This window comes from Pseudomonas sp. AC083 (assembly GCF_979253165.1).
The window spans coordinates 22,494-46,335 of the sequence record NZ_CEEDDH010000025.1; the positions used below are offsets into that span (position 1 = coordinate 22,494).

A 23,842-nucleotide genomic window follows, 5' to 3' on the forward strand; every position below is an offset into this window, starting at 1 on the left:
GTCAGGCCGAGATGCGCGGGATGGTGTCATCGCTGCGCAAAGTGAAAATCTCGTAGCCGGTCTCGGTGACCAGCAGGGTGTGTTCCCACTGTGCCGAGAGCTTGCGGTCCTTGGTGATCGCGGTCCAGCCGTCGCCGAGAACCTTGGTGTCGGCCTTGCCCTGGTTGATCATCGGCTCGATGGTGAAGGTCATGCCGGCCTTCAGTTCCATACCGGTACCGGCGCGACCGTAGTGCAGGATCTGCGGTTCTTCGTGGAAGACCTTGCCGATGCCGTGACCGCAGAACTCGCGCACCACCGAGAAACCGTTCTTTTCCGCGTGCTTCTGGATTACTTCGCCGATGTCGCCGAGGCGGCAGCCGGGTTTGACGATCTCGATCGCCTTGTACATGCATTCCTGGGTGACCTGCGACAGGCGCTCGGCCCAGACCGGCACTTCGCCGACGTGGAACATGCGGCTGGTGTCGCCGTGGTAACCGTCCTTGATCACCGTGACGTCGATGTTCAGGGTATCGCCGTTTTTCAGCGGTTTGTCGTTCGGGATGCCGTGGCAGACCACATGGTTGATCGAGGTGCAGATCGACTTCGGGTAGCCCTTGTAGTTGAGCGGGGCAGGGATCGCTTGCTGCACATCGACGATGTAGTCGTGGCAGATCTGATTGAGCTGATCAGTGGTCACGCCCGGTTTGACATGTTCGGCAATCATTTCCAGCACATCGGCGGCCAGTTTGCCGGCGACACGCATGCCAGCGATGTCCTCGGGGGTTTTGAGGTTGACGGTCATACAGGCTCTCTCTGCGCTCGGCGGCGCTTACGGATACGAATTGGGTGGCAAGCGTACATTTTGCGACCCTGAAAAACGCGATTCTACCAGACGGGAGGCGCAAATCCGCGCCTGCATGTCCAGCTTCTATCTATACAATGGTGCCCATCGAGCCGATTCCAAGGGGGCTGCGCCCGAGTCCCTGGTGCGAATACAGATTCCGGGTTCCGTTTCTGCGCGCCCTGTGGTATAAAATGCGCCGCTTTCCGGGGATGCCCCGAAAAGCTTAAATCCACACACGTGTCGACACGATGACCTGGGTGCCTTGGGCTTTATGCCTCTGGTTGGTCATTGGGATACGTGGAGGCCAAACCCGACTTATCAAGGAACTATCATGTCCCAAGTCAACATGCGCGATATGCTGAAGGCCGGTGTGCACTTCGGTCACCAAACCCGTTACTGGAATCCGAAAATGGGCAAGTACATTTTCGGCGCGCGTAACAAGATTCACATCATCAACCTTGAAAAAACCCTGCCAATGTTCAACGAAGCTCTGACTTTCGTAGAGCGTCTGGCCCAGGGCAAAAACAAGATTCTGTTCGTCGGCACCAAGCGTTCCGCTGGCAAGATCGTTGCTGAAGAAGCAGCACGTTGCGGTTCGCCGTACGTCGATCACCGCTGGTTGGGCGGCATGCTGACCAACTTCAAGACCATTCGTGCTTCCATCAAGCGTCTGCGTGACCTTGAAGTTCAAGCCGAAGACGGTACTTTCGCCAAGCTGACCAAGAAAGAAGCGCTGATGCGCTCCCGTGACCTTGAGAAGCTGGATCGTTCGCTGGGCGGCATCAAGGACATGGGCGGTCTGCCAGACGCACTGTTCGTGATCGACGTTGACCACGAGCGCATCGCGATCACCGAAGCCAACAAGCTGGGCATCCCGGTCATCGGCGTTGTCGATACCAACAGCAGCCCGGAAGGCGTTGACTACATCATCCCAGGCAACGATGACGCCATCCGCGCTATCCAGCTGTACATGGGTTCGATGGCTGACGCAGTAATCCGTGGTCGCAACAATGTTGCTGGCGGTACTGTTGAATTCGCAGCTGAAGAAACTCAGGCTGCAGCTGAGTAATCGACGCCCCTGGCGTTGACTCAGTAAGCAAAAAGGGGGCTTGGCCCCCTTTTTGCCACCTCGAAAACCATTTGTCGGCGCCCACGTCTGTATTTGTCATGTGCGGCAGCCAACATGGGTGGTTCGGGAAGAATTGAACGCCCGTTCGATCGGGTGGAATGGTTGAAAACCTATCCAAGAGGAATTTGAAAATGGCAGCAATTACTGCAGCGTTGGTCAAAGAACTGCGCGAGCGTACCGGCGAAGGCATGATGGATTGCAAGAAAGCCCTGGAAAAGGCTGACGGCGACATCGAAAAAGCCATTGATGACATGCGTGCTTCGGGCGCCATCAAGGCTGCGAAAAAAGCTGGCAACGTTGCCGCTGAAGGCGCAATCGCCATCAAATCGAATGACAAGGCAGCCGTGCTGCTGGAAGTCAACTCGCAGACCGACTTCCTGGCCCTGCAAGACGACTTCAAGAACTTCGTTGCTGCCAGCGTAGAAAAAGCTTTCGACGAAAAACTGACCGACGCAGCTCCGCTGATCGCCGCTCAGGAATCGGCTCGTGAAGCGCTGGTTGCCAAAGTTGGCGAGAACGTCAACATTCGTCGTCTGGTTCGCGTAGAGGGTGACGTAGTCGGCACCTACCTGCACGGTAACAAGATCGGTGTTGCTGTTGTCCTGAAAGGCGGTGACGTCGAGCTGGCCAAAGACATCGCTATGCACGTTGCTGCAAGCAACCCTGAGTTCCTGCTGCCTTCGCAAGTCTCCGACGAAGCGATCGAGCGTGAGAAAGCTGTGTTCCTGCAGCTGAACGAAGAAAAGATCAAAGGCAAGCCAGAAAACATTGTTGAAAACATGGTCAAGGGCCGTATCAGCAAGTTCCTGGCAGAAGCGAGCCTGGTCGAGCAGGCGTTCGTCAAGAACCCTGAAGTCAAGGTTGGCGAGCTGGCCAAGAAAGCCGGTGCTGAAATCGTTTCTTTCACTTACTTCAAAGTAGGCGAAGGCATCGAGAAGCCGGTCGACAACTTCGCTGAAGAAGTTGCTGCCCAGCTGGCCGCCGCCAAGCAATAAGACGGTTTTTCAACTGTCGCCCGAAAGAGGCTGCCCGCTTACGCGCGCAGCCTCTTTTCAGATGGGGTACCAATTTTTATTTGGTTTCCACCCGGAACTGACTTACAAAGCCATGTTCCGATGGCGCTGCAGCAGCGCCAAGCTAGAGTGAACGCCAGCTGTAAACAGCTCGCAAAGAATTTTAAATACGCCGCAGGAGAGATTCGCAATGGCTCAGCAGGGCAGTGGTTATCAGGCTCGCTATAAACGCATTCTACTCAAGCTTAGCGGCGAGGCCCTGATGGGCTCGGAAGAGTTCGGGATCGATCCGAAGGTTCTGGATCGCATGGCGCTGGAAGTCGGCCAGCTGGTCGGCATCGGCGTGCAGGTCGGTCTGGTCATCGGCGGTGGCAACCTGTTCCGTGGCGAAGCCCTGAGCAAAGCCGGTATGGATCGGGTCACGGGCGACCACATGGGCATGCTGGCCACTGTGATGAACGCCCTGGCCATGCGCGATGCGCTGGAACGTGCCAATATCTCGGCCATCGTCATGTCGGCCATTTCCATGGTCGGTGTGACCGATCACTACGATCGCCGCAAAGCCATGCGCCACCTGAACTCCAAAGACGTCGTGATCTTCGCGGCCGGTACCGGCAATCCGTTCTTCACCACGGATTCGGCAGCCTGCCTGCGTGCAATCGAAATCGACGCCGACGTTGTGCTCAAGGCCACCAAGGTTGATGGCGTGTACACCGCAGACCCGTTCAAAGACCCGCATGCCGAGAAGTTCGATCATCTGACTTATGATGAAGTACTGGATCGCAAGCTGGGTGTAATGGATCTGACTGCCATCTGCCTGTGCCGCGATCACAAGATGCCGCTGCGCGTATTCAACATGAACAAGCCCGGCGCCCTGCTGAACATCGTGCACGGCGGCGCTGAAGGGACTTTGATCGAGGAAGGCCAACAATGATCAACGAAATCAAGAAAGACGCCCAAGCGCGTATGCAGAAATCCCTGGAATCTCTGAACCACGCGTTCGGCCAGATTCGTACCGGCAAGGCTCACCCGAGCATCCTCGGCAGCGTCATGGTGCCTTACTACGGCACTGACACTCCGCTGAGCGGCGTTGCCAACGTCACCGTGAAAGATTCGCGCACCCTGCAGGTCGTGGCCTTCGAGCGCAACATGCTCGCTGCCGTCGACAAGGCAATCCAGAGCGCCGGTCTGAACCTCAACCCGACCAACCTGGGCGAGTTGCTGTTGATCCCGATGCCTGCCCTTACCGAAGAAACGCGCAAAGGCTTCACCAAGCAGGCCCGCAGTGCAGCCGAAGACGCGCGCGTAGCTGTGCGCAACATCCGTCGCGATGCCTTGGGCGAGCTGAAAAAACTGGTCAAGGACAAGGAAATCAGCGAAGACGAAGAGCGTCGTGCCATCGCCGATATCGACAAGCTGACCAAAGAATCCGAGGCCCAGATCACCAAGGCCACGGACGAGAAAGAAAAAGACCTGATGGCCGTATAAGGGTCGAGCTTTAAATGGACAAGACCAAGCAGACTGCGCCGTCCGCGGTGCCGCGCCATGTCGCGATCATCATGGATGGCAATAATCGCTGGGCGAAAAAACGCTTTATGCCGGGTGTCGCCGGGCATAAAGCGGGCGTGGATGCTGTGCGGGCGGTGATCGAGGTGTGCGCTGAGGCCAAGGTCGAAGTCCTGACCCTGTTCGCTTTCTCCAGTGAAAACTGGCAGCGCCCGGCCGATGAAGTCAGCGCCTTGATGGATCTGTTCTTCAAGGCCTTGCGTCGTGAGGCCAAGCGTCTCAACGACAACAACATCAGCCTGCGCATCATTGGCGATCGCTCGCGCTTCCACCCTGAGCTTCAGGCGGCGATGCGCGAGGCCGAGGCCATGACGGTCGGTGCCAACCGCTTTGTCCTGCAGATCGCCGCCAACTATGGCGGCCAGTGGGATATCGCTCAGGCCGCGCAGCGTCTGGCGCGTGAAGTCCAGGCCGGGCACTTGCGCCCGGAGGACATCACCCCGGATCTGCTGCAGACCTGTCTGGCCACCGGTGATCTGCCGTTGCCTGACCTGTGCATCCGCACCGGTGGCGAGCATCGCATCAGCAACTTCCTGCTGTGGCAGCTGGCCTACGCCGAGCTGTACTTCTCCGACCTGTTCTGGCCGGACTTCAAACACGACGCCATGCGCACCGCGCTGGCCGATTTCGCTTCACGCCAGCGTCGCTTCGGTAAAACGAGCGAACAGGTCGAAGCTGGAGCCCGGGTTTAATGCTTAAACAACGAATCATCACTGCACTGATCCTGCTGCCGATTGCCTTGTGCGGGTTTTTCCTGCTCAAAGGTGCCGGCTTCGCGCTGTTCATCGGCCTGGTGGTGAGCCTCGGTGCCTGGGAATGGGCGCGTCTGGCCGGCTTCACCGCACAATCGTTCCGCGTCGGCTTTGCCGCCGTGGTCGCCTTGATGCTGTTTGTCATGTATGTGCTGCCGGGCCTTGCGCCTTGGGTGCTCGGTGCATCGGTGATCTGGTGGGCAATTGCGACTTATCTGGTGCTGACGTATCCACGCTCCAGCGCGCACTGGTCCACAGCGGCGACCAAGCTGCTGATTGGCCTGCTGATCCTGCTGCCTGCGTGGCAGGGGTTGGTGCAGATCAAGCAGTACCCGCTGGGTAACTGGTTGATCATGGCGGTGATGGTGCTGGTCTGGGGCGCGGACATCGGCGCTTACTTTTCCGGACGCCAGTTCGGCAAGCGCAAGCTGGCGCCGCAGGTCAGCCCGGGCAAGAGCTGGGAAGGCGTCTACGGTGGTCTGGCGCTGAGTCTGGTGATTACCGCGATTGTCGGGCTGGTGCGCGACTGGACCGTGGCCGAGCTGCTCAAAGGCCTGATCGGCGCGGCAGTGATCGTCTTCATTTCCGTTGTCGGCGATCTCACCGAGAGCATGTTCAAGCGCCAATCCGGCATCAAGGACAGCAGTAATCTGCTGCCCGGCCATGGTGGCGTGCTGGATCGCATCGACAGCCTGACCGCAGCCATTCCGGTGTTCGCCGTATTGCTCTGGATGGCCGCACCGTGAGTCGTCCCCAGCAGATTACCGTGTTGGGTGCGACCGGTTCGATCGGTCTGAGCACCCTGGATGTGATTGCCCGTCATCCTGAGCGTTATCAGATTTTTGCATTGAGTGGTTTTACCCGTCTTAGCGAATTGCTCGCGCTGTGCATTCGTCATGTACCGCAATTTGCCGTAGTGCCTGAAGGTGCTGCGGCGCGCGGCTTGCAGGATGACTTGCGTGCAGCCGGTTTGCCGACTCGTGTGCTGGTAGGTGAGGAGGGCCTGTGTCAGGTTGCCTCCGCGCCTGAAGTCGACGCGGTCATGGCGGCCATTGTCGGTGCGGCGGGTTTGCGTCCGACACTGGCGGCGGTCGAGGCGGGCAAGAAGATTCTGCTGGCCAACAAGGAAGCGCTGGTGATGTCCGGCGCGCTGTTCATGCAGGCCGTGCGCAAAAGTGGCTCGGTGCTGCTGCCGATCGACAGTGAGCACAACGCGATTTTTCAGTGCATGCCCGCGGATTTCGCGCGCGGCTTGAGCTCGGTGGGTGTGCGGCGGATCTTGCTGACCGCCTCTGGCGGTCCTTTCCGGCAGACGCCGATGTCCGAGCTGGCGCATGTTTCGCCGGAACAGGCTTGCGCGCATCCGAACTGGTCCATGGGGCGCAAGATCTCCGTGGATTCGGCAAGCATGATGAACAAGGGTCTGGAACTGATCGAAGCCTGCTGGTTGTTCGATGCCAAACCGACTCAGGTCGAAGTGGTGATTCATCCGCAAAGCGTGATCCATTCTCTGGTCGACTATGTGGATGGCTCGGTGCTGGCGCAATTGGGCAACCCCGACATGCGCACGCCGATCGCCAACGCCCTGGCCTGGCCTGAGCGTATCGATTCCGGCGTACCGCCACTGGATCTGTTCGCCATTGCGCGACTGGATTTTGAGGCGCCTGATGAAAGCCGTTTCCCCTGTCTGCGTTTGGCCTGTCAGGCGGCCGAAGCTGGCGACAGCGCGCCGGCGATGCTCAACGCGGCCAATGAAGTGGCCGTGGCAGCGTTTCTCGACGGACGGGTTCGCTACCTGGAAATCGCGAGTATCATCGAGGAAGTCTTGAATCTGGAGCCGGTGGTGGCGCTGCACGACCTCGACGCCGTGTTTACGGCGGACGCGAAAGCGCGAGTGCTGGCGGAGCAATGGTTGAGTCGGCACGGCCGATAGTTTTTGCACCAAAATGGCGACACGCGACACTGAACAGGATTGCGGAGAAAGTAGATGAGCGCGCTCTATATGATTGCCGGCACCCTGATCGCCCTGGGTGTGCTGGTCACCTTCCACGAATTCGGCCACTTCTGGGTCGCGCGTCGCTGTGGCGTCAAGGTTCTGCGGTTTTCCGTGGGCTTTGGCATGCCGTTGCTGCGCTGGCATGACAAGCAAGGCACTGAATTCGTGGTCGCCGCGATTCCCTTGGGCGGCTACGTCAAGATGCTCGACGAGCGCGAAGGCGAAGTGCCGGTCGATCAACTCGATCAGTCGTTCAATCGCAAATCGGTACGTCAGCGTATCGCCATTGTTGCCGCTGGCCCGATTGCCAACTTCCTTTTGGCGCTGGTGTTTTTCTGGGTGCTGGCGATGCTCGGCAGCGAGCAGGTGCGTCCGGTCATCGGCGCGGTCGAGTCTGGCAGCATTGCCGCCAGGGCTGGTCTGAACGCTGGTCAGGAGATTGTTTCGATCGATGGCGAGCCAACGTCGGGTTGGGCGGCAGTCAATCTGCAACTGGTGCGCCGTCTCGGTGAGAGCGGCGCCATTCAATTGCTGGTGCGCGAGCAGGGTTCGACGGCAGAATCGCCGCGCACGCTGGCACTGGATAACTGGCTAAAAGGCGCCGACGAGCCGGATCCGATCCGTTCGCTGGGCATTCGTCCATGGCGTCCGGCGTTGCCGCCGGTGCTTGCCGAACTGGACCCGAAAGGTCCGGCTCATGCAGCGGGGCTGAAAACCGGCGATCGTTTGCTGTCGCTTGATGGCCAGCCGCTCGATGACTGGCAGCAAGTGGTCGATACCGTTCGTACGCGTCCTGATACCAAAATCATGCTGCGCATCGAGCGCGACGGTGCTCAAATCGACGTCCCTGTGACCTTGGCGGCGCGCGGTGAAAGCAAAGCGCCAAGCGGTTATCTGGGCGCTGGCGTCAAAGCCATCGACTGGCCGCCGGAAATGATCCGCGAAGTCAGCTATGGCCCGCTGGCCGCGATTGGCGAGGGTGCCCGTCGCACTTGGACCATGAGCATTCTGACGCTGGATTCACTGAAGAAAATGCTGTTCGGCGAGCTCTCGGTAAAAAACTTGAGTGGACCGATAACCATTGCTAAAGTGGCGGGCGCTTCTGCCCAGTCGGGCGTCGCTGATTTCCTGAATTTCCTTGCTTATCTGAGTATTAGCCTGGGGGTTCTGAATTTGCTGCCCATTCCTGTACTGGATGGGGGGCATTTGTTGTTTTATCTGATCGAGTGGGTGCGTGGTCGCCCCTTGTCGGATCGGGTGCAAGGTTGGGGGATACAGATCGGTATCAGTTTGGTGGTCGGGGTGATGTTGCTTGCTCTGGTCAACGATCTGGGTCGACTGTAACGCTTCGCTGAATTGCGAATCTGCCGCATTTTGCGGCAGTTTGTTTATTGCCAGTTGGAATAAGAAAGGACTTCATGAAACGTCTGCTGCTAACTGCGGTTCTCACCGTATTGATGATCGCCGAAGTTCACGCCGAGTCCTTCACTATCTCTGATATTCGCGTCAATGGCCTCCAGCGGGTCTCCGCGGGTAGCGTCTTTGGTGCCTTGCCGTTGAACGTCGGCGAGCAGGCGGATGATCGTCGCCTGGTGGAATCCACTCGTGCGTTGTTCAAAACCGGTTTCTTTCAAGATATCCAGCTGGGCCGCGAAGGCAACGTTCTGGTCATCACCGTGGTCGAGCGTCCCTCGGTCGCCAGTATCGAAATCGAAGGCAACAAGGCGATTTCCACTGAAGACCTGATGAAAGGCCTCAAGCAATCCGGTCTGGCTGAAGGCGAGATCTTCCAGCGCGCCACCCTCGAGGGTGTGCGTAACGAACTGCAACGTCAGTACGTTGCCCAGGGTCGTTACTCCGCTACCGTCGACACCGAAGTGGTTTCGCAGCCGCGTAACCGCGTGGGTCTGAAGGTGAAGATCAACGAAGGTACCGTTGCCGCCATCCAGCACATCAACGTGGTAGGCAATACGGTTTTCCCCGAGGAAGACCTGACCGACCTGTTCGAACTGAAAACCACCAACTGGCTGTCGTTCTTCAAGAACGATGACAAATATGCCCGCGAAAAACTCTCCGGTGACCTGGAGCGTCTGCGTTCCTACTATCTGGATCGCGGCTATATCAACATGGACATCGCTTCGACCCAGGTATCGATTACCCCGGACAAGAAGCACGTCTACATCACCGTCAACGTCACCGAAGGCGAGAAGTACACCGTTCGTGACGTCAAGCTCAGTGGCGACCTGAAAGTCCCTGAAGACCAGGTAAAGTCGCTGTTGCTGGTGCAGAAGGGCCAGGTGTTCTCGCGCAAGCTGATGACCACCACCTCCGAGCTGATCACCCGTCGTCTGGGTAACGAGGGCTACACCTTCGCCAACGTCAACGGTATTCCTCAGCCGCATGATGACGACCACACCGTGGACGTCCTCTTCGCTGTCGATCCGGGCAAGCGCGCCTACGTCAATCGCATCAACTTCCGTGGCAACACCAAGTCCGAAGACGAAGTGCTGCGTCGTGAAATGCGTCAGATGGAAGGCGGCTGGGCTTCGACCTACCTGATCGACCAGTCCAAGACCCGTCTGGAACGTCTGGGCTTCTTCAAGGAAGTCAACGTTGAAACCCCGGCCGTGCCCGGTGTCGACGACCAGGTTGATGTGAACTACGCCGTCGAAGAACAGGCTTCCGGTTCGATCACCGCCAGCGTCGGTTTCGCCCAGAGCGCCGGTCTGATCCTCGGTGGCTCGATCACCCAGAACAACTTCCTCGGTACCGGTAATCGCGTCAGCATCGGTCTGACCCGCAGCGAATACCAGAGCCGCTACAACTTCGGCTACGTTGACCCGTACTGGACCGCCGATGGCGTGAGCCTGGGCTACAACGCGTTCTATCGCACTACTGACTACGACGAGCTCGACACCGACCTTTCGAGCTACGCGGTAGACAGCCTGGGCGCTGGTGTGAACATCGGCTACCCGATCAGCGAGACTTCGCGTCTGACCTTCGGTGCTTCCGTTCAGCAGGACGAAATCAGTACCGGTAGCTACACCGTCGACGAGATTTTCGACTTCGTTAACAAGGAAGGCGACAAATACCTGAACTTCAAGGCGTCTGCCGGCTGGTCCGAATCCACCTTGAACAAAGGCGTACTGCCTACCCGTGGCCGGTCCCAGAGCCTGACTCTGGAAACCACCATCCCGGGTAGCGACCTGTCCTTCTTCAAGCTTGATTACCGTGGTCAGCTGTTCCAGCCGATCACTGAAAACTACACCATGCGCCTGCACACCGAACTGGGTTATGGCGACGGTTACGGTTCGACCGACGGCTTGCCGTTCTATGAAAACTACTATGCGGGTGGCTTCAACTCCGTACGTGGCTTCAAGGACAGCACGCTGGGTCCACGCAGTACACCGAGCCGCGGTGCAGCTGTAACGGGTAACTCGGGTACGCTTGCCGATCCGGATCAGGATCCGCTGCCATTCGGTGGTAACGTGTTGATTCAAGGTGGCGTTGAAGTCTTGTTCCCGCTGCCTTTCGTGAAAGATCAGCGCTCTCTGCGGACCTCGGTGTTCTGGGACGTGGGTAACGTATTCGATTCCAAGTGCGACAAGACCACCAACGCTAGCGCGGGTTCGACGTCCAGCACTCAGTGCAACGACATCAGCCTGAGCAACATGGCCAGTTCCGTCGGTGTCGGCGTGACCTGGGTCACCGCACTGGGTCCTTTGAGCTTTGCGCTGGCGATGCCGGTCAAAAAACCGGATGACGCTGAAACTCAAGTGTTCCAATTCTCCCTCGGCCAGACGTTCTAAGCGTCTGACCCAAGATAACGACAATGGATTTTGTAGGAGTGCATCGTGCGTAAGTTGACTCAATTGGTTCTCCTGGCCTCCGTACTGGTGGCAGGCCCGGCGTTCGCCGACATGAAAATTGCCGTGCTGAACTATCAGATGGCACTGCTGGAATCCGACGCGGCGAAGAAGTACGCCGTGGATGCCGAGAAGAAGTTCGGTCCGCAACTGACCAAGCTGAAAACCCTGGAAAGCAGCGCCAAAGGCATTCAGGACCGTCTGATGGCCGGTGGCGACAAGATGCAGCAGGGCGAGCGTGAGCGTCTGGAGCTGGAATTCAAGCAAAAGGCCCGTGACTTCCAGTTCCAGTCCAAGGAACTGAACGAAGCCAAAGCCGTTGCCGACCGTGAAATGCTCAAGCAACTGAAGCCGAAACTGGACAGCGCTGTGGAAGAAGTCATCAAGAAGGGTGGTTTTGACCTGGTGTTCGAGCGTGGCGCCGTCATCGATGTCAAACCTCAGTACGACATCACGCGCCAGGTTATCGAGCGCATGAATCAGCTGAAGTAACCCATGACCGTGACTATCAGGCTCGGCCAGTTGGCCGAGCACCTCGGCGCCACCCTGCGTGGCGACCCCGAGAGGCAAATTACTGGGCTAGCCACTTTGCAAGAGGCTGGCCCAGCTCAGTTGAGCTTTCTGGCAAATCCCCAATACCGCAAATACCTGGCCGGTTCTCGAGCAGCTGCACTGCTGCTCAAGGAAGCCGACGCCGAAGGTTTCGCAGGTAATGCCTTGGTGGTGCCGGACCCTTACCTGGCCTATGCACGCATCTCGCATCTGTTCGATCCAAAGCCAAAAGCGGCTGGCGGGGTTCATCCGACAGCGGTGATCGCGGCGGACGCAGTGGTTGATCCAAGTGCCAGCATCGGTCCGTTCGTGGTGATCGAAGCCGGTGCACGCATCGCTGCACAGGTCACGTTGGGTGCGCATTGCGTAGTCGGCGCGCGCAGCGAAATCGGTGAAGGCGGCTGGCTCGCTCCGCGCGTTACGCTGTATCACGATGTGCGCATCGGCAAGCGTGTGGTTATTCAGTCCGGCGCAGTGATCGGCGGTGAGGGCTTCGGCTTCGCCAACGAAAAAGGCGTCTGGCAGAAAATCGCCCAGATCGGTGGCGTGACCATCGGCGACGATGTCGAGATCGGTGTGAACACTGCCATCGACCGCGGCGCTCTGGCCGATACCGTGATTGGCAATGGCGTGAAGCTCGACAACCAGATTCAGATCGCGCACAACGTCCAGGTCGGTGATCACACCGCCATGGCCGCGTGCGTCGGCATTTCCGGCAGCACCAAAATCGGCAAGCACTGCATGCTCGCCGGTGGTGTTGGTCTGGTCGGCCACATTGATATCTGCGACAACGTTTTCCTGACCGGGATGACCATGGTGACCCACTCGATTACCGAGCCGGGCGCCTATTCTTCCGGCACAGCCATGCAACCGGCGGCCGAATGGCGCAAAAGCGCGGCCCGCATCCGTCAGCTCGATGACATCGCACGACGGTTGAAACAGCTGGAAAAGCGCGTAGGGGAAGTGACCCCTGACGGCAATGCTTCATCTGATGGCTGATACCATTTCCATATCAAGTGTGCACAGCCTCTGGACTGCCTCCTTGATTTGCTAGAGGAGTGCGCGTCAGTCGCGCTCCCAATCTTTACATAGGCTTTCCCCTGAAATGATGGACATCAACGAGATTCGCGAATACCTGCCTCACCGTTACCCGTTCCTGCTGGTGGACCGGGTGGTGGAACTGGACACTGAAGGCAAGCGAATTCGCGCCTACAAGAATGTCAGCATCAATGAGCCGTTCTTCAATGGTCACTTCCCTGCGCATCCAATCATGCCGGGCGTTCTGATCATCGAAGCGATGGCTCAGGCTGCCGGGATCCTCGGTTTCAAGATGCTCGACGTCAAACCGGCCGACGGCACCCTGTATTACTTCGTCGGTTCCGACAAGCTGCGCTTCCGCCAGCCAGTCAAGCCGGGCGATCAGTTGATCCTTGAAGCGACTTTCATCAGCTGCAAGCGCAAGATCTGGAAGTTCGAATGCCAGGCTTCGGTGGACGGCAAGCCGGTCTGCTCGGCAGAAATCATCTGCGCGGAACAGAAAGTATGAGTTTGATTGACCCTCGCGCAATCATCGATCCGTCCGCCGTTCTGGCTGACGGCGTCGAGGTCGGCCCGTGGTCGATCATCGGCGCAGGTGTGGAAATCGGCGAGGGTACCGTGATCGGGCCGCACGTGATCCTCAAGGGGCCGACCCGCATTGGTAAGCACAATCGCATCTACCAGTTTTCTTCGGTAGGCGAAGACACCCCGGATCTGAAGTACAAAGGCGAGGAAACCCGCCTGGTGATCGGCGACCACAACGTCATTCGTGAAGGCGTGACCATTCACCGTGGCACCGTGCAGGACCGTTCGGAAACCACCCTGGGTGATCACAACCTGATCATGGCCTATGCCCACATCGGCCATGACAGCGTCATCGGCAACCACTGCATTCTGGTCAACAACACTGCGTTGGCCGGGCATGTACACGTTGACGACTGGGCGATCCTCTCCGGTTTCACCCTGGTGCATCAGTACTGCCACATCGGCGCCCACAGCTTTTCCGGCATGGGCACGGCGATCGGCAAGGATGTTCCGGCGTTCGTCACCGTATTCGGCAACCCTGCCGAAGCGCGCAGCATGAACTTCGAAGGCATGCGCCGTCGCGGTTTCAGCGAAGACGCAATTCATGCGCTGCGCCGCGCGTACAAGACTGTCTACCGCCAGGGCCTGACGGTCGAGCAGGCGTTGGCCGAACTGGCCGAGTCGTCTGCGCAGTTCCCTGAAGTCGCCGTGTTCCGCGATTCGATCCAGGCGTCGACTCGCGGCATCACCCGCTGATCATGGCCAGTCTGCGTATTGCGCTGGTGGCGGGTGAGGCTTCCGGTGACATTCTCGGCGCCGGCCTCATGCGTGCGCTCAAGGCTCAGCACCCGGCAGTCGAGTTCATCGGTGTCGGCGGTCCGCTGATGCAGGCCGAAGGCCTGACCTCGTACTTCCCCATGGAGCGCCTGTCGGTCATGGGCCTGGTCGAAGTCCTCGGTCGGCTGCGTGAATTGCTCAAGCGCCGCAAAGAGCTGATTGCCACACTGATTGCCGCAAAGCCAGACGTGTTCATCGGCATCGATGCGCCGGATTTCAACCTCAATATCGAACTCAAGCTGCGTCAGGCCGGGATCAAGACCGTGCATTACGTCAGCCCGTCGGTGTGGGCATGGCGGCAGAAACGGGTGCTGAAGATCCGCGAAGGCTGCGATCTGATGCTCACCCTGTTGCCGTTCGAAGCGAAATTCTACGAAGAGAAAGGCGTGCCGGTGCGTTTCGTCGGTCACACCTTGGCCGATACCATTCCGCTGCAAGCCGACCGCGCCGCTGCACGCGCCGAGCTGGGTTTGCCCGACGGTCCGCTGGTAGCGTTGATGCCGGGCAGCCGTGGCGGTGAAGTCAGTCGCCTCGGTGCGCTGTTCCTCGACACCGCCGAACGTCTGCGCGCCATGCGTCCGGGCGTGCGCTTTGTCATGCCTTGTGCAAACCCGGACCGCCGGGTGCAACTCGAGGCCTTGCTTGCTGGCCGGGATTTGCCGGTAACCTTGCTCGACGGTAAATCCCACTTGGCCCTCGCCGCGTGCAACGCCGTGTTGATCGCCTCCGGCACTGCTACCCTTGAAGCGCTGCTGTACAAGCGGCCGATGGTGGTGGCGTATCGGTTGGCGTCGCTGACGTTCTGGATTCTCAAGCGCATGGTCAAGAGCCCGTACGTGTCGCTGCCCAACTTGCTCGCCCAGCGCTTGCTGGTGCCGGAGTTGTTGCAGGATGATGCGACTGTCGAGGCCTTGGCGCAGACGCTGTCGCCATTGATCGATGGCGGTGATGAACAGACCCGCGGCTTCGACGAGATCCACCGCACGCTGCGGCGCGATGCTTCCAATCAGGCGGCGCAAGCCGTCCTTGACCTGATCGGCAAACCACAATGAGCAAGACAAGCATGCAATTGGGCCTGGATTTCACTCTGGTAGCCGAAGTCGAAGAACTGGTTGCCGGTGTTGATGAAGTCGGTCGTGGTCCGTTGTGCGGTGCGGTGGTAACGGCAGCAGTGATTCTCGATCCGAACCGGCCGATCCTCGGTCTCGACGATTCGAAAAAGCTCACCGAAGCCAAGCGCGAAAAGCTCTACGACGAGATCTGTGAAAAGGCCCTGAGCTGGTGCATCGCCCGTGCCGAAGTTGAAGAAATCGACGATCTGAATATCCTCCACGCGACCATGCTGGCCATGCAGCGCGCGGTTGCCGGTCTGCACATTCAGCCAAAGCTGGCGATGATCGACGGTAACCGCTGCCCGCATTTGCCGATGCGCGCCGAGGCGGTGATTCAGGGCGACGGCAAGGTGCCGGCGATCGCTGCGGCGTCGATTCTGGCCAAGGTCAGCCGTGATCGCGAAATGGCGGCGTTCGAATTGATCTACCCGGGCTACGGCATCGGCGGCCACAAAGGCTATCCGACGCCCGTTCATCTGGAAGCGCTGGCGCGGCTCGGCCCGACGCCGATTCACCGCCGCTCGTTCGCCCCGGTACGCCTGGCTTACGAGGCGCGGGAAAGCCTGACGCAGGTTTAGGCGCAAGGCTGATGTTTTATTCGAGGCCCGGTACAATCCGGGCCTCGTTGTCTCTATGTAACTGGACAGGATCACTATGCCGGCTTCATTCGTTCATCTACGCCTGCACACTGAATACTCCCTGGTCGACGGGCTGGTGCGGATCAAGCCGCTGGTCAAGGCGCTGACCGCCATGAACATGCCGGCGGTCGCGGTCACCGATCAGAACAATATGTGTTCCCTGGTCAAATTCTATAAAAACGCCATGGGCGCCGGCATCAAGCCGATCTGCGGCGCCGACCTGTGGCTGGCGAACAAGGACCCGGATGCACCGCTGAGCCGCCTCAGCCTGCTGGTGATGAACGCTCAGGGTTATCGCAATCTCACCGAATTGATCTCGCGCGGCTTTATCGAAGGCCAGCGCAACGGCATGGTCATCGTCGAGCGCGAGTGGGTGGCTGAGGCCAGCGAAGGCCTGATCATGCTGTCCGCCGCCAAAGAAGGCGAGATCGGCATGGCCATGATCGGCGGCAACCCGGCGGAAGCCGAGGCCTTGGCGCGCGAGTGGATGGCAGTGTTCCCGGATCGTTTCTATCTGGAAATCCAGCGCACCAACCGCCCCAACGATGAAGAACAGCTGCACGGCGCCGTGGCGCTGGCCGACAAGCTTGGCGCGCCGCTGGTGGCGACCAACGATGTGCGCTTCATCAAGCAGGAAGACTTCGCCGCCCACGAAACCCGTGTGTGCATCGGTGAAGGCCGCGCCCTCGATGACCCGCGTCGTTCGAAGAATTACAGCGATCAGCAATACCTGAAAAGCGCCGAGGAAATGCTCGAGCTGTTCAGCGATATCCCCGACGCCATCGAAAACACCGTCGAGATCGCCAAGCGCTGCAACATCGAAGTGAAGCTGGGCACGCACTTCCTGCCCAACTTCCCGATCCCCGATGGCATGACCATCGACGAATATTTCCGCAAGGTCTCCTTCGAAGGGCTCGAAGAACGCCTGGCGGTGTTGCTGCCCAAGGACACCACCGAAGACTACGAAGCCAAGCGCCAGGTCTACGTCGACCGCTTGAATTTCGAGCTGGATATCATCATCCAGATGGGCTTCCCCGGTTACTTCCTGATCGTGATGGACTTTATCCAGTGGGCCAAGAACAACGGCGTACCGGTAGGTCCGGGCCGTGGGTCGGGTGCCGGTTCGCTGGTGGCTTACGTACAGAAGATCACCGATCTCGACCCGTTGGAATATGACCTGCTGTTCGAACGTTTCCTCAACCCGGAACGGGTTTCCATGCCCGACTTCGACGTCGACTTCTGCATGGACGGTCGTGACCGGGTGATCGATTACGTGGCCGAGAAGTACGGCCGCAACGCGGTAAGCCAGATCATCACATTCGGTTCCATGGCCGCCAAGGCTGTGGTCCGTGACGTGGCGCGGGTGCAGGGCAAGTCCTATGGCCTGGCGGATCGTCTGTCGAAGATGATTCCGTTCGAAGTCGGCATGACCCTGGAAAAAGCCTACGAGCAGGAAGAGATCCTGCGCGACTTCATCAAGGTCGATGAAGAAGCGGCGGAAATCTGGGAGATGGCGCGCAAACTCGAGGGTGTGGTGCGTAACGTCGGCAAACACGCCGGTGGTGTGGTAATCGCGCCGACCAAGCTGACCGACTTCTCGCCGATCTATTGCGACGAGGCCGGCGACGGTCTGGTGACCCAGTTCGACAAGGACGACGTCGAGGCCGCCGGTCTGGTGAAGTTCGACTTCCTCGGCCTGCGGACCCTGACGATCATCGACTGGGCGCTGAAAACCATCAACCGCGACCGCGCCAAGGTCAACGAGCCGCCGCTGGATATCGCTTTTATCCCTCTGGACGACAAACCGACCTACCAGTTGCTGCAAAAAGCCGAAACCACGGCGGTGTTCCAGCTTGAATCGCGAGGCATGAAAGAGCTGATCAAAAAGCTCAAGCCCGACTGCCTGGAAGACTTGATCGCACTGGTGGCACTGTTCCGTCCGGGCCCGCTGCAATCGGGCATGGTGGACGACTTCATCAACCGTAAGCACGGTCGCGCCGAACTGGCGTATCCGCACTCGGACTACCAGTACGACGGGCTCAAGCCGGTATTGGCGCCGACTTACGGCATCATCCTGTATCAGGAACAGGTGATGCAGATTGCTCAGGTCATGGCCGGTTACACCCTCGGCGGTGCAGACATGCTGCGTCGGGCGATGGGTAAGAAAAAGCCTGAAGAAATGGCCAAGCAGCGCGGCGGTTTCATTGAGGGTTGCGCGACCAACGGCATCGACGCGGATCTTGCCGGTAACATTTTCGACCTGGTGGAAAAATTCGCCGGTTACGGCTTCAACAAGTCCCACTCCGCCGCTTACGGCCTGGTGTCGTACCAGACTGCCTGGCTGAAAGCCCATTACCCGGCGCCATTCATGGCCGCGGTACTCTCGGCGGATATGCACAACACCGACAAGGTCGTGACCTTGATCGAGGAAGTGCGGACGATGAAGCTGCGCCTCGACGCGCCGGACGTGAACACTTCGGAGTTCAAGTTCACGGTGAACGACGACGGCCGCATCGTTTACGGCCTCGGCGCGATCAAAGGCGTCGGTGAAGGTCCGGTGGAAGCGATCACCGAAGCGCGTCAGGCCGGTCCGTTCAAGGATCTGTTCGATTTCTGCGCGCGGGTCGACCTCAAGCGCATCAACAAACGAACTCTTGATGGCTTGATTCGCAGCGGCGCGCTGGATCGCCTCGGCCCGTACTTCCACGACGAACAAAAGGCCTATCAAGCCAACATCGACCGTAACCGCGCGGTACTGCTGGCGGCGATGGAAGAGGCGATCAAGGCGGCCGAGCAGACTGCGCGGACCCACGACTCTGGCCACGCCGACCTGTTTGGCGGCTTGTTCGTCGAAGAAGATGCCGACGTCTACGCGTCCCATCGCAAGGCCAAGGAGCTGACCCTCAAGGAACGCCTCAAGGGTGAAAAAGACACTCTGGGTCTGTACCTGACCGGTCACCCGATCGACGAATACGAAGGCGAGATCCGCCGTTTCGCCCGCCAGCGCATCATCGACCTGAAACCGGCGCGCGATACGCAAACCGTAGCGGGGATGATCATTGCCCTGCGGGTGATGAAGAACAAGAAGGGCGACAAGATGGGCTTCATCACCCTCGACGACCGCTCCGGGCGGATCGAGGCGTCGTTGTTTGCCGATGCGTTCCACTCCGCGCAGTCGTTGTTGCAGACCGACGCGATGGTGGTGGTTGAAGGCGAGGTCAGCAATGACGACTTCTCCGGCGGCCTGCGCCTGCGGGTCAAGCGGGTGATGAGCATGGAGGATGCGCGGACCAATCTGGCCGAAAGCCTGCGCTTGAAGCTGCACACCCAGGATCTCAAAGGCGATCAGCTACGCTGGTTGGGCGAACTGCTCAAGCGTCATCGCGGCGCGTGCCCGGTGACCATGGAGTACACCAGCCCGGATGCGAAGACCTTGCTGCAGTTCGGCGAGACCTGGCGGATCGACCCGGCGGATACCTTGATTCAAGCCCTGCGTGACCAGTTCGGGCGAGACAACGTCTTCCTCCAATACCGTTGACCGGCAAGTGCCATCATTGCGCTTGCCCGCAACCTGAATTTTTAATCTCGACCTCAGCGCGCCTCTCCCTTAAGGTAGGGCGCGAATAGACAACCGGCCGGCCCAAGCTCACTTGGGACACGACCCAAGACGGACGCCTATGAACCCGAATTTTCTAGATTTCGAACAGCCGATCGCCGACCTGCAAGCCAAGATCGAAGAGTTGCGCTTGGTCGGTAATGACAATTCGCTGAATATCGGCGATGAGATCTCCCGCCTGCAGGACAAGAGCAAGACGCTGACCGAAGACATCTTCGGCAAGCTGACCAGCTGGCAGATCGCACGCCTGGCGCGTCACCCGAAACGCCCGTATACCCTCGATTACATCGAGCACATTTTCACCGAGTTCGACGAACTGCACGGCGACCGTCATTTCTCCGACGACGCTGCCATTGTTGGCGGTATCGCCCGTCTGGAAGACCAGCCGGTGATGATCATCGGTCACCAGAAGGGCCGTGAAGTGCGTGAGAAAGTTCGCCGCAACTTCGGCATGCCGCGTCCGGAAGGCTACCGCAAGGCCTGCCGTCTGATGGAGATGGCCGAGCGCTTCAAGATGCCGATCCTGACGTTCATCGACACCCCGGGTGCCTACCCTGGCATCGACGCTGAAGAGCGCAACCAGAGCGAAGCGATTGCCTGGAACCTGCGTGTGATGGCGCGGTTGAAGACCCCGATCATCGCCACCGTAATTGGTGAGGGTGGTTCCGGCGGCGCACTGGCCATCGGCGTTTGCGATCAGTTGAACATGCTGCAATATTCGACCTACGCGGTGATCTCGCCGGAAGGTTGCGCGTCGATCCTGTGGAAAACCGCCGAGAAAGCACCGGATGCCGCTGAAGCAATGGGCATCACCGCAGAGCGTCTGAAAGGCCTGGGTATCGTCGACAAGGTGATCGGCGAGCCACTGGGCGGCGCCCATCGTGACCCGGCTGCGGCCGCCGCTTCGATCCGCGCCGAGCTGAGCTCGCAACTGGCGATGCTCAAGCAGTTCGATAACGAAGCGCTGCTCAAGCGCCGTTACGATCGCCTGATGAGCTACGGTCTCTAAAGCGAAGCGCGATACCCATGTGGGAGCGAGCCTGCTCGCGAAAGCGGTATAACACTCGACGAATGTGTTGAATGTTAAACCGTCTCCGCGAGCAGGCTCGCTCCCACATTTGTTTGGGGCAAAGAGAAAGCTATGAGTCAGTCCCCGATTGATTTGCCATCCCGTCTTCTGCTGAACCTTGAGCCCTGGCGCCACGCCGCCCACTGGCGTATCGCCTTCTCCGGTGGCCTCGATTCCACCGTCCTCCTGCATCTGCTCGCCACCCTGGCGAACACCGAATCCCTTCCTGCGTTAAGCGCCATCCACATCCACCACGGCCTCCAGGCTGCGGCCGATGCGTGGCCGCAACACTGCCGGGCCGTTTGCGATGCGCTGGACATTCCTTTACAAGTAGAGCGGGTCACCGTGAAGGGCGGGGCGAGCCTGGAGCGGGCGGCGCGGGATGCGCGTTATGCGGTGTTCAGTTCGCTGACGCAGAGCAATGACGTGCTGTTGACTGGCCAGCACCGCGACGACCAAGCGGAAACGCTGCTGTTTCGGCTGTTGCGCGGTGCCGGTGTCCGCGGGCTCGGCGCGATGCCGCTGCAGCGCCCAGTGGGGCAGGGCACGCTGGTTCGACCGTTGCTGGATGTCAGCCGCGCCGAGCTGGAAAGTTATGCACAGGCGCATCGGTTGCGCTGGATCGAAGACCCGTCGAATCAGGATCGGCAGTTTTCGCGCAACTACCTGCGGCATCGAGTCATGCCGGTACTGACCGAGCGTTGGCCGCAAGCGCAGGCGAGCATGGCGCGCACCGCTGCGCATCTGCGTGAGGCGCAGGGCTTGCTCGATGAGCTGGCGCAGATTGATCTCGCACAAGCCGAAACGCCCCATGAATTCGCCTGGCTGGGTGTGCCATCGCTGGAGCTGACACCATTGACGGCGTTGTCTGACGCGCGCCAGCGAAATGCCCTCAGCCACTGGCTCGAACCGTTGACCCGGCTGCCAGACGCTGACCATTGGTCGGGTTGGACAACGCTGTGCAATGCCGGCGCCGACGCTTCTCCGATCTGGCGTCTGGCCGACGGAGAGCTGCACCGCAGCGCCGGTCGCGTCTGGTGGCTGAGCGGCAATTGGTTGGGTACGCCAGTGATCGGTGCCGACTGGCAGACCCCGACTTCAGCGCTACGCTTGCCGGATAACGGACGCGTCATGCTCCACGGGCAAGCTCCATCCGGGCCTTTGCGTATTGCCTATCGGCAGGGCGGTGAGGTCATGCGAATGGCCGAGCGCGGCAGTCGTGATCTCAAGCGTCTGCTCAACGAGCGCGCGGTCCCGGCCTTCGTGCGTGGCAGATTGCCGCTGCTGTTTCGTGGCGAAGAATTGCTCGCCGTGGCGAACCTGCCGGGTCTTGCTGGTCAGATGGACGAAGGCTGGACATTGCACTGGCAGCCAACAGACGAAGATCAAGGTTTGAGCTGAAAGGAGCATTCCGGTAGACTACGCTCCCTTCTTGATACAACTTCTGTGGATTCGCCTGAATTGCAGGAGTTGCCGATTACCAAGCAGTCTTTGCTGGGCGATTCCAAAAAATGTGTAGCGAGCAACGTACCGGTGTTTCATCTGCCGGTCTGTCACAACGCGGCGGTTTTTTCGAAAGGTGCACTGTGATTAATGCAGGTGATCGGGGGCTTCGGCCTTCCTTCGCTTTCCCCGGCGGCTCGTTCCGCTTTAACGCAGACTTCTAGGGTTTTTCATGACGCGCTACATATTCGTCACGGGCGGTGTTGTTTCTTCATTGGGGAAAGGCATTGCCTCGGCTTCATTGGCGGCTATCCTGGAGGCGCGGGGGCTTAAGGTCACCATGCTGAAGCTGGATCCGTACATCAACGTCGATCCAGGCACCATGAGTCCGTTCCAGCACGGTGAAGTGTTCGTCACCCACGACGGCGCCGAGACCGACCTGGATCTGGGGCACTACGAGCGGTTCATCCGCACGACCATGACCCAGAACAATAACTTCACCACCGGCCGTGTCTACGAGCACGTGCTGCGCAAAGAGCGCCGTGGCGACTACCTGGGTGCAACCATCCAGGTAATCCCGCACATCACCGACGAAATCAAGCGCCGCATCATCAAGGGTGCCGGTGACGCAGACGTGGCGATGGTCGAGATTGGTGGCACCGTCGGTGACATCGAGTCGCAACCGTTCCTCGAAGCCATCCGCCAGTTGCGTTTCGAAGTCGGCGCCAAGCGCGCGATGCTGATGCATCTGACGCTGGTGCCGTACATCGCCACCGCTGGCGAAACCAAGACCAAACCGACCCAGCACTCCGTCAAGGAACTGCGTTCGATCGGTCTGCAGCCAGACGTGCTGGTGTGCCGCTCCGATCACCCGATCGACGTGTCCTCGCGTCGCAAGATCGCCCAGTTCACCAACGTTGAAGAACGTGCGGTCATTGCTCTGGAAGACGCCGATACCATCTACAAGATCCCGGGCATCCTGCATTCGCAGGGTCTGGACGATTTCGTCGTTGAGCGTTTCGGCTTGCAGTGCGGCAGCGCCGACCTGTCCGAGTGGGACGCAGTGGTCGATGCCAAGCTGAACCCGGAACACGAAGTGACCATCGCCATGGTCGGCAAGTACATGGAACTGCTCGACGCCTACAAGTCGCTGATCGAAGCGATGAGTCATGCCGGCATCAGCAACCGCACCAAGGTCAATCTGCGCTACATCGATTCCGAAGACATCGAGAACCAGGGCACTGCGCTGCTCGAAGGTGTCGACGCGATTCTGGTGCCGGGCGGCTTCGGTCTGCGTGGCGTGGAAGGCAAGATCACCGCTGTTCAGTACGCTCGCGAAAACAAGGTTCCGTACCTCGGTATCTGCCTGGGCATGCAGGTAGCGGTCATCGAATTCGCCCGTAACGTACTGGGCTGGAAAGACGCCAACTCCACCGAATTCGATCGTGCCAGCGGCCATCCGGTTGTCGGTCTGATCACCGAGTGGGAAGACGCCACCGGCGCTGTTGAAGTCCGTACCGAAGCGTCCGATCTGGGCGGCACCATGCGCCTCGGCGCGCAGGATTGCCTGCTCGAGCCGGGCTCGAAAGTGCACGACTGCTACGGCAAGGATGTGATCGTCGAGCGTCACCGTCACCGTTACGAAGTGAACAACAATCTGCTGCCGCAGATCATCGAAGCCGGCCTGAAGATTTCCGGTCGTTCCGCCGATGCTGCGCTGGTCGAAGTGGTTGAAGCGCCGGATCACCCATGGTTCGTCGCCTGCCAGTTCCACCCTGAGTTCACCTCGACCCCACGCGACGGCCACCCGCTGTTCAGCGGTTTCGTCAAAGCCGCGTTGGCTCAACACCAGAAGAAGGCGTAA

20 protein-coding genes are annotated in these 23,842 nt (G+C 59.4%); 19 read left to right on the forward strand and 1 reads right to left on the reverse strand.

Annotated features, from left to right (window positions below; all coding sequences use genetic code 11):
- Position 1: 1 nt before the first annotated feature.
- On the reverse strand, positions 2 to 784 hold the full coding sequence (gene map / locus AC0IXA_RS25715) for a type I methionyl aminopeptidase (protein ID WP_133334983.1): 783 nt from the start codon (positions 782 to 784) through the stop codon (positions 2 to 4).
- 373 nt (positions 785 to 1,157) lie between these two features.
- Between map and rpsB the strand changes: the two genes are divergently transcribed.
- The 19 genes from rpsB (at position 1,158) to AC0IXA_RS25810 (ending at position 23,842) form a co-directional block, all read left to right on the forward strand.
- Entirely contained in the window at positions 1,158 to 1,895 is a 738-nt protein-coding gene (gene rpsB, locus AC0IXA_RS25720) for a 30S ribosomal protein S2 (protein WP_003222119.1), read from the forward strand.
- A gap of 191 nt (positions 1,896 to 2,086) precedes the next feature.
- Positions 2,087 to 2,950, forward strand: coding sequence for a translation elongation factor Ts (tsf, locus tag AC0IXA_RS25725; RefSeq protein WP_016771476.1), 864 nt, complete (start codon positions 2,087 to 2,089; stop codon positions 2,948 to 2,950).
- A gap of 208 nt (positions 2,951 to 3,158) precedes the next feature.
- Complete coding sequence (gene pyrH / locus AC0IXA_RS25730; RefSeq protein ID WP_003222124.1) at positions 3,159 to 3,902, forward strand: UMP kinase; 744 nt, start codon at positions 3,159 to 3,161, stop codon at positions 3,900 to 3,902.
- A complete protein-coding gene (gene frr, locus AC0IXA_RS25735; RefSeq protein ID WP_007954771.1) occupies positions 3,899 to 4,456 on the forward strand; it encodes a ribosome recycling factor in 558 nt (185 codons plus the stop codon). The genes pyrH and frr overlap by 4 nt, the downstream gene beginning before the upstream one ends.
- 14 nt (positions 4,457 to 4,470) lie before the next feature.
- A complete protein-coding gene (gene uppS / locus AC0IXA_RS25740; RefSeq protein WP_016771475.1) occupies positions 4,471 to 5,226 on the forward strand; it encodes a polyprenyl diphosphate synthase in 756 nt (251 codons plus the stop codon).
- The gene (locus AC0IXA_RS25745; RefSeq protein WP_341638566.1) at positions 5,226 to 6,032 is read left to right on the forward strand and encodes a phosphatidate cytidylyltransferase; all 807 of its coding nucleotides are present in this window, start codon (positions 5,226 to 5,228) and stop codon (positions 6,030 to 6,032) included. Before uppS ends, AC0IXA_RS25745 begins: the two co-directional genes overlap by 1 nt.
- Positions 6,029 to 7,219: a 1-deoxy-D-xylulose-5-phosphate reductoisomerase gene (ispC, locus tag AC0IXA_RS25750; RefSeq protein WP_341638567.1), complete on the forward strand. Its 1,191-nt coding sequence runs from the start codon at positions 6,029 to 6,031 to the stop codon at positions 7,217 to 7,219. The genes AC0IXA_RS25745 and ispC overlap by 4 nt, the downstream gene beginning before the upstream one ends.
- A gap of 54 nt (positions 7,220 to 7,273) precedes the next feature.
- Entirely contained in the window at positions 7,274 to 8,626 is a 1,353-nt protein-coding gene (gene rseP / locus AC0IXA_RS25755; protein ID WP_341638568.1) for a sigma E protease regulator RseP, read from the forward strand.
- 74 nt (positions 8,627 to 8,700) lie between these two features.
- Entirely contained in the window at positions 8,701 to 11,091 is a 2,391-nt protein-coding gene (gene bamA, locus AC0IXA_RS25760) for an outer membrane protein assembly factor BamA (RefSeq protein ID WP_076566125.1), read from the forward strand.
- Between the two features lie 45 nt (positions 11,092 to 11,136).
- Entirely contained in the window at positions 11,137 to 11,640 is a 504-nt protein-coding gene (locus AC0IXA_RS25765; protein ID WP_003222140.1) for an OmpH/Skp family outer membrane protein, read from the forward strand.
- Positions 11,641 to 11,643: 3 nt separating this feature from the next.
- Positions 11,644 to 12,699, forward strand: a complete 1,056-nt coding sequence (gene lpxD, locus AC0IXA_RS25770; RefSeq protein WP_223629961.1) for a UDP-3-O-(3-hydroxymyristoyl)glucosamine N-acyltransferase — start codon at positions 11,644 to 11,646, stop codon at positions 12,697 to 12,699.
- Positions 12,700 to 12,805: 106 nt separating this feature from the next.
- The gene (fabZ, locus tag AC0IXA_RS25775) at positions 12,806 to 13,246 is read left to right on the forward strand and encodes a 3-hydroxyacyl-ACP dehydratase FabZ (protein WP_016771469.1); all 441 of its coding nucleotides are present in this window, start codon (positions 12,806 to 12,808) and stop codon (positions 13,244 to 13,246) included.
- Entirely contained in the window at positions 13,243 to 14,019 is a 777-nt protein-coding gene (gene lpxA / locus AC0IXA_RS25780) for an acyl-ACP--UDP-N-acetylglucosamine O-acyltransferase (protein WP_073476048.1), read from the forward strand. The genes fabZ and lpxA overlap by 4 nt, the downstream gene beginning before the upstream one ends.
- Positions 14,020 to 14,021: 2 nt before the next feature.
- Positions 14,022 to 15,152, forward strand: coding sequence for a lipid-A-disaccharide synthase (gene lpxB / locus AC0IXA_RS25785; protein WP_471814737.1), 1,131 nt, complete (start codon positions 14,022 to 14,024; stop codon positions 15,150 to 15,152).
- An 11-nt stretch (positions 15,153 to 15,163) separates the two neighbouring features.
- A complete protein-coding gene (rnhB, locus tag AC0IXA_RS25790) occupies positions 15,164 to 15,790 on the forward strand; it encodes a ribonuclease HII (protein ID WP_471814755.1) in 627 nt (208 codons plus the stop codon).
- A gap of 76 nt (positions 15,791 to 15,866) precedes the next feature.
- Positions 15,867 to 19,388: a DNA polymerase III subunit alpha gene (dnaE, locus tag AC0IXA_RS25795; protein ID WP_076566131.1), complete on the forward strand. Its 3,522-nt coding sequence runs from the start codon at positions 15,867 to 15,869 to the stop codon at positions 19,386 to 19,388.
- Positions 19,389 to 19,527: 139 nt separating this feature from the next.
- Entirely contained in the window at positions 19,528 to 20,475 is a 948-nt protein-coding gene (locus tag AC0IXA_RS25800) for an acetyl-CoA carboxylase carboxyltransferase subunit alpha (RefSeq protein ID WP_130912752.1), read from the forward strand.
- Positions 20,476 to 20,607: 132 nt separating this feature from the next.
- Positions 20,608 to 21,936, forward strand: coding sequence for a tRNA lysidine(34) synthetase TilS (gene tilS / locus AC0IXA_RS25805; protein WP_341638571.1), 1,329 nt, complete (start codon positions 20,608 to 20,610; stop codon positions 21,934 to 21,936).
- Between the two features lie 274 nt (positions 21,937 to 22,210).
- The gene (locus AC0IXA_RS25810) at positions 22,211 to 23,842 is read left to right on the forward strand and encodes a CTP synthase (RefSeq protein ID WP_016771462.1); all 1,632 of its coding nucleotides are present in this window, start codon (positions 22,211 to 22,213) and stop codon (positions 23,840 to 23,842) included.

Bases quoted from the DNA above. Each gene is read 5' to 3' on its own strand.
- map (WP_133334983.1), bottom strand. From the start codon at position 784: ATGACCGTCAACCTCAAAACCCCCGAGGACATCGCTGGCATGCGTGTC.
- rpsB (WP_003222119.1), top strand. From the start codon at position 1,158: ATGTCCCAAGTCAACATGCGCGATATGCTGAAGGCCGGTGTGCACTTC.
- tsf (WP_016771476.1), top strand. From the start codon at position 2,087: ATGGCAGCAATTACTGCAGCGTTGGTCAAAGAACTGCGCGAGCGTACC.
- pyrH (WP_003222124.1), top strand. From the start codon at position 3,159: ATGGCTCAGCAGGGCAGTGGTTATCAGGCTCGCTATAAACGCATTCTA.
- frr (WP_007954771.1), top strand. From the start codon at position 3,899: ATGATCAACGAAATCAAGAAAGACGCCCAAGCGCGTATGCAGAAATCC.
- uppS (WP_016771475.1), top strand. From the start codon at position 4,471: ATGGACAAGACCAAGCAGACTGCGCCGTCCGCGGTGCCGCGCCATGTC.
- AC0IXA_RS25745 (WP_341638566.1), top strand. From the start codon at position 5,226: ATGCTTAAACAACGAATCATCACTGCACTGATCCTGCTGCCGATTGCC.
- rseP (WP_341638568.1), top strand. From the start codon at position 7,274: ATGAGCGCGCTCTATATGATTGCCGGCACCCTGATCGCCCTGGGTGTG.
- bamA (WP_076566125.1), top strand. From the start codon at position 8,701: ATGAAACGTCTGCTGCTAACTGCGGTTCTCACCGTATTGATGATCGCC.
- lpxD (WP_223629961.1), top strand. From the start codon at position 11,644: ATGACCGTGACTATCAGGCTCGGCCAGTTGGCCGAGCACCTCGGCGCC.
- fabZ (WP_016771469.1), top strand. From the start codon at position 12,806: ATGATGGACATCAACGAGATTCGCGAATACCTGCCTCACCGTTACCCG.
- lpxA (WP_073476048.1), top strand. From the start codon at position 13,243: ATGAGTTTGATTGACCCTCGCGCAATCATCGATCCGTCCGCCGTTCTG.
- lpxB (WP_471814737.1), top strand. From the start codon at position 14,022: ATGGCCAGTCTGCGTATTGCGCTGGTGGCGGGTGAGGCTTCCGGTGAC.
- rnhB (WP_471814755.1), top strand. From the start codon at position 15,164: ATGCAATTGGGCCTGGATTTCACTCTGGTAGCCGAAGTCGAAGAACTG.
- dnaE (WP_076566131.1), top strand. From the start codon at position 15,867: ATGCCGGCTTCATTCGTTCATCTACGCCTGCACACTGAATACTCCCTG.
- AC0IXA_RS25800 (WP_130912752.1), top strand. From the start codon at position 19,528: ATGAACCCGAATTTTCTAGATTTCGAACAGCCGATCGCCGACCTGCAA.
- tilS (WP_341638571.1), top strand. From the start codon at position 20,608: ATGAGTCAGTCCCCGATTGATTTGCCATCCCGTCTTCTGCTGAACCTT.
- AC0IXA_RS25810 (WP_016771462.1), top strand. From the start codon at position 22,211: ATGACGCGCTACATATTCGTCACGGGCGGTGTTGTTTCTTCATTGGGG.